This window comes from Rhodopseudomonas sp. AAP120 (assembly GCF_001295845.1).
Classification (GTDB): Bacteria; Pseudomonadota; Alphaproteobacteria; order Rhizobiales; family Xanthobacteraceae; genus Rhodopseudomonas.
In genome coordinates, this window is record NZ_LJIC01000039.1 from 1 (window position 1) to 10,080 (window position 10,080).

At 62.8% G+C, this 10,080-nt stretch carries 9 protein-coding genes and 1 pseudogene; 4 read left to right on the forward strand and 6 right to left on the reverse strand.

Annotated features, from left to right (window positions below):
• A pseudogene (locus tag IP86_RS07025) lies at positions 1–285 on the reverse strand (Spy/CpxP family protein refolding chaperone); the annotation flags it as partial.
• A 249-nt stretch (positions 286–534) separates the two neighbouring features.
• On the opposite strand from IP86_RS07025, the gene IP86_RS07030 reads away from it, so the two are divergent.
• Entirely contained in the window at positions 535–939 is a 405-nt protein-coding gene (locus IP86_RS07030; RefSeq protein WP_245290561.1) for an SRPBCC family protein, read from the forward strand.
• Between the two features lie 262 nt (positions 940–1,201).
• Here IP86_RS07030 and IP86_RS28580 read toward each other — a convergent pair whose 3' ends face one another.
• Together IP86_RS28580 and IP86_RS07035 are read right to left on the reverse strand one after the other, a co-directional pair.
• Positions 1,202–1,834 (reverse strand): hypothetical protein, encoded by a 633-nt coding sequence (locus IP86_RS28580; protein ID WP_156332427.1) that lies wholly within the window; start codon positions 1,832–1,834, stop codon positions 1,202–1,204.
• A 68-nt stretch (positions 1,835–1,902) separates the two neighbouring features.
• A complete protein-coding gene (locus IP86_RS07035; protein WP_156332428.1) occupies positions 1,903–2,133 on the reverse strand; it encodes a hypothetical protein in 231 nt (76 codons plus the stop codon).
• A 73-nt stretch (positions 2,134–2,206) separates the two neighbouring features.
• Here IP86_RS07035 and IP86_RS28585 point away from each other — a divergent pair, with 73 nt between their 5' ends.
• A complete protein-coding gene (locus IP86_RS28585) occupies positions 2,207–3,148 on the forward strand; it encodes a HEPN domain-containing protein (protein WP_197279669.1) in 942 nt (313 codons plus the stop codon).
• A gap of 653 nt (positions 3,149–3,801) precedes the next feature.
• Here the strand turns inward: IP86_RS28585 and IP86_RS07040 are convergent.
• Entirely contained in the window at positions 3,802–5,427 is a 1,626-nt protein-coding gene (locus IP86_RS07040; protein WP_054161807.1) for a peptide chain release factor 3, read from the reverse strand.
• A 242-nt stretch (positions 5,428–5,669) separates the two neighbouring features.
• Between IP86_RS07040 and sugE the strand changes: the two genes are divergently transcribed.
• A complete protein-coding gene (gene sugE / locus IP86_RS07045) occupies positions 5,670–5,984 on the forward strand; it encodes a quaternary ammonium compound efflux SMR transporter SugE (RefSeq protein WP_054161808.1) in 315 nt (104 codons plus the stop codon).
• Between the two features lie 106 nt (positions 5,985–6,090).
• Here sugE and IP86_RS07050 read toward each other — a convergent pair whose 3' ends face one another.
• Together IP86_RS07050 and IP86_RS07055 are read right to left on the reverse strand one after the other, a co-directional pair.
• Positions 6,091–7,101 carry an inorganic phosphate transporter gene (locus IP86_RS07050; protein ID WP_054161809.1) on the reverse strand — a complete coding sequence of 337 codons (1,011 nt, stop codon included), beginning with the start codon at positions 7,099–7,101 and terminating at the stop codon, positions 6,091–6,093.
• A 14-nt stretch (positions 7,102–7,115) separates the two neighbouring features.
• Complete coding sequence (locus tag IP86_RS07055) at positions 7,116–7,760, reverse strand: DUF47 domain-containing protein (protein WP_054161810.1); 645 nt, start codon at positions 7,758–7,760, stop codon at positions 7,116–7,118.
• 565 nt (positions 7,761–8,325) lie between these two features.
• Here IP86_RS07055 and IP86_RS07060 point away from each other — a divergent pair.
• Positions 8,326–10,080: DUF4407 domain-containing protein (locus tag IP86_RS07060; protein ID WP_054161811.1), on the forward strand; the 1,755-nt coding region annotated here is incomplete at its 3' end.

Here is a 10,080-nt window from a genome sequence, read left to right on the forward strand (position 1 = left end):
CTGGGCGCTTTGAGTGGGCGCCGCCTGCGGCTGCACCGGCCCGGCGGCGTTACGTCCGTTCTGGCCGGTGACGCCGCCGAGCACCCCGCCGACGACCCCGACCACGCCCCCGATCGCCCCGCCCAGCACGCCGCCGACCGGGCCGGCCGCCTTGTTGCCCTCGCGCACGCCCTGCTGCACGCCCTGGACCAGCCCCTGCGCGTGCGCGCCCGGCGGCGTCATCGCAGCCGCCCCCGCCGCCAGCGTGGCCAGCAAGGCGGCGCGTCGCAAAACAAGTCCCGGCATGTCCAACGTCCCCATCCGATGCTCCCGAGCCGCGCCACCTAGGTCCCCCGCGCGCGGGCGCGGACAGGCTACGGTTCGATTCGGCGGAAAGTCTGGCAGAGGCCGGCGGCACGGTGAAGCCACCCCGCCGCCGCATCGCCCGGCGCGCGCCGCGCGGCTCCGGCGATGGCGGCCGCGCCGGCGCTCTCCTACACTGCGGCCAACGAGCCCGCGCGACCGAACCGGCGCGGCTCACACACAGGAAACGCCATGTCCACCGATCACGCCGCCGCCCGCACCTACCCGTTCGAAATCCGCCACGCCATCGACATCGCCGCGCCGATCGAAGCCGTGTTCGACTACGTCACCAATCCAAAATCCTGGCCGGAATGGCTGCCCTCCTCGCACGCGCTGGAGTGCGAGAACCGCCCGATGGGTTTCGGCGATACCTTCCACGAACACTGGTCGACCCGCACCGGCCCGGTCGACCTCGCCTGGCTGGTGATCGCCTGCGACCGTCCCACGCTGTGGATCGGCATGACCTACACCAGCTTCATGGGCCCGGTGGTGGTGCACTACACGTTCGAACAGATCGATGGCCACACCCGCTTCACCCGCATCCTGCGCAACCCGGCACGGCCGAAGCCACCGACGCCGGAGATGGTAAGCGGATGAGCGCGGAGGCGGAGCTGGGGTTGGGGAATATCAAGAGGATTGTGGAGATATCGCCTCCAATTTCGTGATCAAGATAGATTTAGACAGGCCAACTATCTAACATCTATCCGATGAATCATGCATGAGGAACACAACATGCCTGACGACAAAAGCGGCAAGTCGAATGAATTCGTGAAAACTTATATACCGAAGCCTTGGGGCACATCGCAGCCAAAAGCCCCCACGACGACGGATCAGTCACCTCCACCCCCACCACCTCCATCTAAGAATGACTAATTTTCCCAACGTGGCGGACAGTGATCTGTTTTATTCGTTGGGCTGGTATATAGGTGAGACGGTCTCCGTAGTGCAGATCCCGAACGCTTGAGAGCTCCTTGGCTTTTTGCCCTATCGGCTCTTCGTGGGTTAAGTAAAAGGCGATATCTCCAGCAGGCCCAATTAGGCAAGGATAGAACGGCGCCCCCTTAAATTTCGAGGTATCGTCACACCGAAGCCAAGTCCCATCATCTAGTTGTACAGCAATTTGACTTACGAAATACTCAGTACTGCTAGTCAGCGTAATGAGCGCAGATGGGTCATTGTCAGACCAAGACATATCTACGAACCTGAGAAATACTCCCAACAACCTTCGACCCCATTTGCGCCAGATCATCGCCGCTGCACTGGTAGCGATGAAGGCAGTTCCCCCTTGAAGTATGGGACTTTCAAACCCTTCGCGACTGCCAAGCGCACTGATTACCCCTGACGCCATGAGGCTGAAGACCAGTGCAATAAAAATGGTATCTATCTGCTTATGAGCATGCCTCAATCCAAAATATGCAAGCATGTAAGCTGAGTATCCAGATGCCAACGCAACCTGAATTTGCCAGGAGAGATTCAATAGCTCGGCATTCATGGATTACCTATTCTAAGAAATTATCTATGGGGTTGTGGATCTTACCCTATCGTAGTGAGCTTGCTGACTTAAAGTCGCGTATTCGCTATGAATTCTTGATGTAAATTCTCGGTCGACGAGAACAACACCTCAACGACCACCGACAAACGGTGTCGCGCCGAGCAGCTTTGCCGCCGCAGCCTGATGAAACCACGCCCCGAAAGAAGTTTGTAGATCCGCACCGTCAACTTGGCCTTCACCAGCTCCTGCTCGAAATCGGCGAACACATTGCTGCGGCTTGCAGAAAATCCTTCAAACATGCGATCTTGCCTTCTTGAACCAAGCCACTGGGAATATCACGCTCACAGACAAGTGCGGATTGACTCGGCAATCATGACGATGCTTGAATTTGACAATTTCGCAGAAATGGACTCGTACCTACGCACCGTTGACGATGGAATGCGCAAGGATGGTGTGCCTATACAGGCCCGCCCACTGCAAGCGCTATCTCGTATTTCTCTTGAGAATTCGGAGATGGAATTCAACATCTCAGAAGCACTAGAGTTACCCGAGGATGAAATATTGGGATACTCTGGAAACGCACTTACTCGGCAAATACTTAATTGGTTCGATGAGCTATATGGCGATCGCCTCAAGATAAAATACTGGGCTGGAAAGTCAGTCTCAATAATCCGAGATGATCCATATAGGATGGCTGTACCCATCGCGCTCGGCGATGTTGATTTAATATTTGACCCGTTACGCCCTGGAATCAGCGGTAGCATCAATGAGGACAGCCGGACTATCGTAAATGTCCTAGATCACTACGATGACCTCTCCGTAAAAACTGCATTGTCATTAACTCTCAGCGAACGCACCAGATTAGTACACGAATTTCGAGCAAATGGCTGGAGGGTTAGAGGGTCGCGCGACCTTCCCAATTATGAAGGCACCTTAGAAATAAGGCCTGACCTCGATGCTTCGGTTGAGCACATACTATCAGGCTCAGAAAACTTTGGTCTGTCCCGTTGGCACTCGCTTCAAGCAGCAGAAAAGGCATTAAAATCTGTCATCGCTTGCCAGGGCAGAGATTTCCCTAAGATACACGATCTCTTCAGGCTAGCCCACGAGACCGGGCACCCCACATTTGATCCGATCTTACTCGAGACTGCAAACTGCGCCCCCTCGGTTCGATACGAGAACTCATCATCTTCATTGATCGAAGCTGTGCGCGCTCATCAGGCGTCAATCGCAATATGTTGCCAAGCGACACTCGATATTATTGATATGGGTGTGCCCGAACGGACTTCGCGGCCGTCTTGGGCTTCAGGATAGCAAACCAGCTCAATTAATTGCCGCGCCCCAGACGGTGTTGACAATCACGCGATTGCTGCTTATATTCCTATCCATCTCGTTCGCGAGGGGCGCTTCTCGAGGGCGCTTGCGAGGCGGAGCGGGATACGGCGTCCGCGCGCGGGGTTCGCACCCTCGCTCCCGGAGGCTTGGGGTTCCCGTCCGGGCCCACTACGGGGCTCTGCCGCTTTTGCCGGCTGGACGCGGGACAGGCGAACGGCGGGAAACCGCCGGGATGGAGCGCCGAGGCGCTCCGGCCACGTCCCCGGAAGAACGGTCCCCTCGCCCATAATCGCCGGGGTGGCGCGCCGCAAGGCGACGCGCGGTTCGCGATCTTCGCCCCTAGCGCGGGCGAAGGCCGGATCGCGATACTACCAACGCCGCGTCTTGCGGCGCGCCGCCGCCCCTCACTTTGGGGCGGCCCTTCGGGCAAAGCTCGGGCGCATTGCGCCGCGAGGATGTGGAGGCGTGGCTGTTTGACAGTCTCGGTTACACGAAAGCCGTCATGCGCGGGCTTGACCCGCGCATCCATCGTCCGCGCAGCGGACCAATGGGATGGCGACGTTTGACGAAGGGGATGGATTGCCGGGTCAAGCCCGGCAATGACGCATTGTGATGGCGCGTAGTACGCAGCCTCACGCCACCTTCTTGACGTCCTTGATCTCCGAGAAGGTGATGCCCTCGGCGCGGTCCCGCGTGTAGCCGAGATAGAATTCGTTTTTGGCCAGATACACCGGGTCGCCGTCGACATCGTCGGCGATCGAGGAGTTGTTGGCGGTGATGAAGGTGTCGAGCTTCTTGCGGTCCTCGGCGGAGATCCAGCGCGCGAGCTGGAATTCGGAGACCTCGAAATCGACCGGCAGCTGATACTCGGCTTCCAGCCGCGCCTTCAGCACATCGAGCTGCAGCGGGCCGACGACGCCGACCAATGCGGGCGCGCCGTCGCGCGGGCGGAACACCTGGACGACGCCCTCTTCGGACATTTGTTGAAGGGCTTCCTTCAGCTTCTTGGCCTTCATCGCATCGCCGAGCCGGACGCGGCGGACGATTTCCGGCGCGAAGCTCGGCACGCCGACGAAGGTGACGTCCTCGCCCTCGGTCAGCGTGTCGCCGATCCGCAGCGTGCCGTGATTGGGAATGCCGACGACGTCGCCGGCGAAGGCTTCGTCCGCCACCGAGCGGTCTTGCGCGAAGAAGAACTGCGGCGCCGACAGGCTCATGTTCTTGCCGGTGCGCACCAGCTTGGCCTTCATGCCGCGCGTCAGCTTGCCGGAGCAAAGCCTTGCGAAGGCGATGCGATCGCGGTGGTTGGGATCCATGTTCGCCTGGATCTTGAAGACGAAGGCGCTCATCTTGGCCTCGTCGGCCTCGACCTTGCGCAGGTTGCTGTCCTGCGCGCGCGGCGGCGGCGCGTAGCGGCCGAGCCCTTCGAGCAAATCGCCGACGCCGAAATTGCGCAGCGCCGAGCCGAAATACACCGGCGTCAGATGGCCCTCGCGGAAGGCGTCGAGGTCGAACGGCTTGCAGGCCTCGGTGGCGAGTTCCAGCTCTTCCTTCACCGCGGCGACGTCGAGGCTGGCGTTGCGCTTGCCGAGGTCCTCGATGGCGATCTGCTCGGCCGCGCCGGTCTTGGCGCCGCCGCCTTCCAGGAGGCGAATGCCGCCGGTGAGCACATCGTAGGTGCCGAGGAAGTCGCGGCCGCGGCCGACCGGCCAGGTCATCGGCGTGGTGTCGAGCGCCAGCGTCTTCTCGATCTCGTCCAAAATCTCAAAGGTGTCGCGGCTTTCGCGGTCCATCTTGTTGATGAAGGTGATGATCGGGATGTCGCGCAGCCGGCACACCTCGAACAGTTTGCGCGTCCGCGCCTCGATGCCTTTGGCGGCGTCGATCACCATCACGGCGCTGTCGACCGCGGTCAGGGTCCGGTAGGTGTCTTCCGAGAAGTCCTCGTGGCCTGGCGTATCGAGCAGGTTGAAGACGAGGCCGCCGAACTCGAAGGTCATCACCGAGGTGACCACCGAGATGCCGCGGTCGCGCTCGATCTTCATCCAGTCCGACCGCGTGTTGCGACGCTCGCCCTTGGCCTTGACCTGACCGGCGAGATTGATCGCGCCGCCGAACAGCAGCAGCTTTTCGGTCAGCGTGGTCTTGCCGGCGTCGGGGTGCGAGATGATCGCGAAGGTGCGCCGCCGCGCCACTTCATGGGCGAGCGAAGACGGAATCGAGGACGGCGCGTCGGCCGGAACAGCGGTGTCGGACATACTCAGCCTGTGGCAGGGAAAGCCGGCGCAATCAAGGGCTTCCGGCGGGTCGCTGCGCGCCCGGTTGCGCGGCGCGGCGGCGTGTCTCATATAAGGGGTCGAGGACGACCTCAACATCACCTTTTCGGCCGGGACGACCCGGCCTCCTCGCAGACCGCGCCAAGCGCCGGCGCCATCCCGTTGGATGGCCTTCCAAAATCCCCCTGGATGCAGACCGACCGGACGTGCGCAAGGAGGCCCTTATGGCCTGGTTCTATCTGTTCATCGCCGGCCTGATGGAAATCGGCTGGGCCCTCGGCCTGAAATATACCGACGGCTTCACCCGCCTGGTGCCGACGGCGCTGACCGTCGCGGCGATGGTCGCCAGCATCGCCCTGCTCGGCCTCGCGCTGAAGACGCTGCCGATCGGCACCGCCTATGCGATCTGGAGCGGCATCGGCGCGGTCGGAACCGCGGCGCTCGGCATCATGTTGTTCGGCGATCCCGCCACACTCGGCCGCCTCGCCTGCATCGGCCTGATCGTCGCCGGCATCGTCGGGCTGAAGGTGGTGACGTAAATGCGTCGCGCCGTCATTGCGAGGAGCGAAGCGACGAAGCAATCCAGCAGCCGGTGCACGGCGTTTCTGGATTGCTTCGCTTCGCTCGCAATGACGGACAGACGGGTCAGAACGTCGGCAGCAGCCTGGTCGCCCAATACGCCGCGGCGGCGACCAGCGCCGAGGCCGGGATGGTGATCACCCAGGCGTAGACGATCGAGCTCGCCACGTTCCAGCGCACCGCCGACATCCGCCGCGCCGCGCCGACGCCGACGATCGCGCCGGTGATGGTGTGGGTGGTCGACACCGGCACGCCGAGGAACGTCGCCATGAACAGCGTCGCGGCGCCGCCGGTCTCGGCGCAGAAGCCCTGCATCGGCGTCAGCTTGGTGATGCGCAGCCCCATGGTGCGCACGATGCGCCAGCCGCCCATCAGGGTGCCGAGCGCCATCGCCGACTGGCACGAGATCACCACCCAGAACGGCACCGAGAACTCGCTGCCGAGATAGCCCTGCGAGTACAGCAGGACGGCGATGATCCCCATGGTCTTCTGCGCGTCGTTGCCGCCATGGCCAAGCGAATACAGCGACGCCGAGGCGAATTGCAGGATGCGGAAGGCGCGATCCACCGCGAACGGCGTCGAGCGCACCGATGCCCACGACACGATCGCCACCAGCACCAGCGCCAGCACGAAGCCGACCAGCGGCGACAGCACGATCGCCAGCAGCGCTTTCGTCACGCCGGTCCACACCGCCGCCGACAGCCCGGCTTTGGCCAAGCCGGCGCCGAGCAGCCCGCCGATCAGCGCATGCGACGAACTCGACGGAATCCCGAGCGCCCAGGTGACGATGTTCCAGACGATCGCCCCGACCAGCGCGGCAAAGATCACCGCGGAGTCGATCACGCTCGGCTCGATGATGCCGGTGCCGATGGTGTTGGCGACGTGCAGGCCGAACACCAGGAACGCGACGAAGTTGAAGAACGCCGCCCAGAACACCGCGTAGTGCGGCCGCAGCACCCGGGTCGAGACGATGGTGGCGATCGAATTGGCGGCGTCGTGCAGACCGTTCAGGAAGTCGAACAGCAGCGCGACCGCGATCAATCCGACCAGAATGGGCAGCGCGATCGAAGCGTCCACAACGAGGCCCCGCCCTAGACCTGCTCGATGACGATGCTGTTGATCTCGTTGGCGACGTCGTCGAACCGGTCCGCCACCTTCTCGAGATGGTCGTAGATCTCGGCGCCGACGATATAGTCCATGGTGTTGGCGTTGCGATGCTTCAGGAACAGCTCCTTGAGCCCGATATCGTGCAGATCGTCCACCCGCCCCTCGAGCTTGGTGATTTCCTCGGTCATGGCCGTCAGCATCTGCAGATTCGGTCCGATCGATTTCATCAGCGGCAGCGCCTTGCCGACCAGATTGGCGCTCTCGACCAGCAGCGTTCCGATCTCGCGCATCGGCGGCTCGAATTCGCGGACCTCGAACAGGATCACCGCCTTGGCGGTCTGCTGCATCTGGTCGATGGCGTCGTCCATCGCGGTGATCAGGTTCTTGATGTCGACGCGGTCGAACGGGGTGATGAAGGTGCGGCGCACCGCGGTCAGCACCTCGCGGGTGATGGCGTCGGCCTCGGCCTCGAAATGGCTGACCCGCTGGCAGTGCACCAGCGTCTCGTCGCCTCCCCGCAACATGTCCTGCAGCGCCTGGGCGCCATACACGCCAGTCTGGGCATGCCGGGCGAACAGGTCGAAAAACCTCTCCTCCTTCGGCAGAAAGGCTCGAAAGTAACGCAGCATTGGGAGGTATCCGATTGACGGGACTGGTCCGGGCGTCGGACCGCGTCACAGGCGCGTCATAAAACATTTCAGGCGGTCTCAGGCAACCGCCCATTCGCAAAACCCTCCGCGCAGGGGCCTGACCGATCGCTGCGGCCGCGGAAGCCGTCTTCAGCGCGGGTACGACCCAGGCGAGCCCGGCCCGCCGATCCACAGAAACGACCCAGGCTGCACTTGCATCGCAGCGCAAGCCGGCAGCCCGGCCGGCCCGCGAATCACCGGGATGCTTCGCGGATGCGACATGTGCCTGGTCGCGGGGGGAATGGTATCGGAGGAAAGAGCGCGTCGTCATCACCGCACCGCCGCGGAAATTTGTGAGGACAGGCGCGGTTGCTGATCAACGCTTCGTGCAAACCGACTTCTTCTCTGGCTATCACCACTTAGCAGGAAGTGCTGAGCCCGAGTGAGAACTCCGCGGCGGCATCTGCGCCGAGCGCCGCGTATTGAATTCGTAAACGAACTGTTAGACTCGCGCGAACCTGTCACTTCCAACCGCGGCGGATGTTCACCGCAGAATTGGGCGGCCATGATTCAGCGCGCACTTGGTGTCATCGCCGGCGTCGACCGCAAAACACTCTCGACCTGCCCCGCCTCCGACAAGTTGTGGGCGGCGCATCTCGGCGCATCGCTGTGCCTCTCGTTCATCGTCGTGGTCGGCGTGTCGTTTCACGCCACCGGCTACATGATCACGAATGTGTGGACGCGGCTGCTGGTATCGGGCGTGATCGGCCTCACCGTGCTGATGTTCGACCGCGCGCTGTGCCAGTCCGACTGGTTTTATCAGGGCACGCTTTGGAATACCGCTCCGATCCAGTCCGGCGCGGAGGCCAAGCAGACGGCGTGGCGCTTCGTTCGCGTCGGTATCAGGCTAATGATGTCGTTCGGCCTGGCCTGGGTGATCGCGATGTTCCTGGAGCTCGCGATCTTCTCGGGCACCATCAACGAGAAGATCGAGGCCGACCGGATCGCCGCCAACCAGCCGATCTACGCCAAGATCGCCCAGTACGAGGCCGGGCTGAACGCGGAGGCGGCGCGCCGGCAGGCCGGTATCGACGCCCTCGAAGCGCTGCATCGCGACGCGCTGACGGAAGCCCCCGCGCTGGCGCCGACTCTGCAGACCCGCACCGACGACATCGAGCAGCAGATCAAGGCGCTGGTGACGCGCGAGGCGGACGTGCGTGCCGACATCGCGCAGATCGACCGCACCATCCAGCGCTACATCGCCGACATGAATGCCGAGGAGTTCGGCCTGAAGGCGTCGCCGAACAATTCCGGCCGGCCCGGCGCCGGACCGCGCTACGAATTCGCCCGCAAGCAGAAGGAAGCCTTCATCGCCCAGCGCGCCGCGCGCGAATCCGAAATTGCCCAACTGCACGCCAAACGGGACGAGTTGCGGAGTGCCCAAGGCAAGGTCGCGTCCGAAGCGACGGCGGCTCGTGACCAGGAGCGCGTTGCGATCAAGGCCAAGGCCGACGCGCTGCAGGCGCGGATCGACGCTGCGAGGGCCGACCTCAAGCAGTTCGAAGCGTCGAAGGCCGCCGACGTCGCCGAGTTCAGGCAGAAGGCGTTGGCCGAATCCTATTACCAGGAGAAGAAGGACCGGATCGATCCGCTGACCCGGATTGCGGCTTATCAGGAACTCAAGAACGATCCCAAGGACGGCGCCACCATGACGCTGTTCTCGTGGATGACGCGGTTGTTCATCATCTTCCTGGAAATCGTTCCGGTCGTTGCGAAAATCTTCTTCTCGCCGCCCAGTGTCTATGCCGCCAAGATCCAGGCACAGGTCGAGCGCGCGCGGCAGCGGATCGAGAACAACGAGGACCTCGACGACGACAAGCCGGTCCCTGCGGCTCCCGCGCCGGCGATCGCCGCGATCACGTTGCCGGCCATGAGCCTCGGCGCGGTGACGATGAAGCAGCCCGCAGCCGCGCCCGAACGTCCCGCGGCGCGCCCTTCGCGCGCGCCAGACGAACGTTACGGCTATGACGAAGCCTGGCATGGAGATGCGCGCGGCGGCGGATATGATCCGCGCTTCAACGAGCGCCAAAACCACGAGACGTACACGCGCTGGGACGACGAGCGACGCGATGCCGGCCGCGGCCAGCGGCACGTCTATCAGGATCGCCGGCCGGCCACGCGTCACGAGTTCGAGCGGGACTACGATCGGCGAAGCTTCGAGCGCCGCGATCCGGACCGCCGGGACTACGCAGCCCGTTCCGCTCCGCCGCGCTATGAGCCCGCCGATGGCGAGGCTTCGCCGCGCTATGAACCGGCTCCC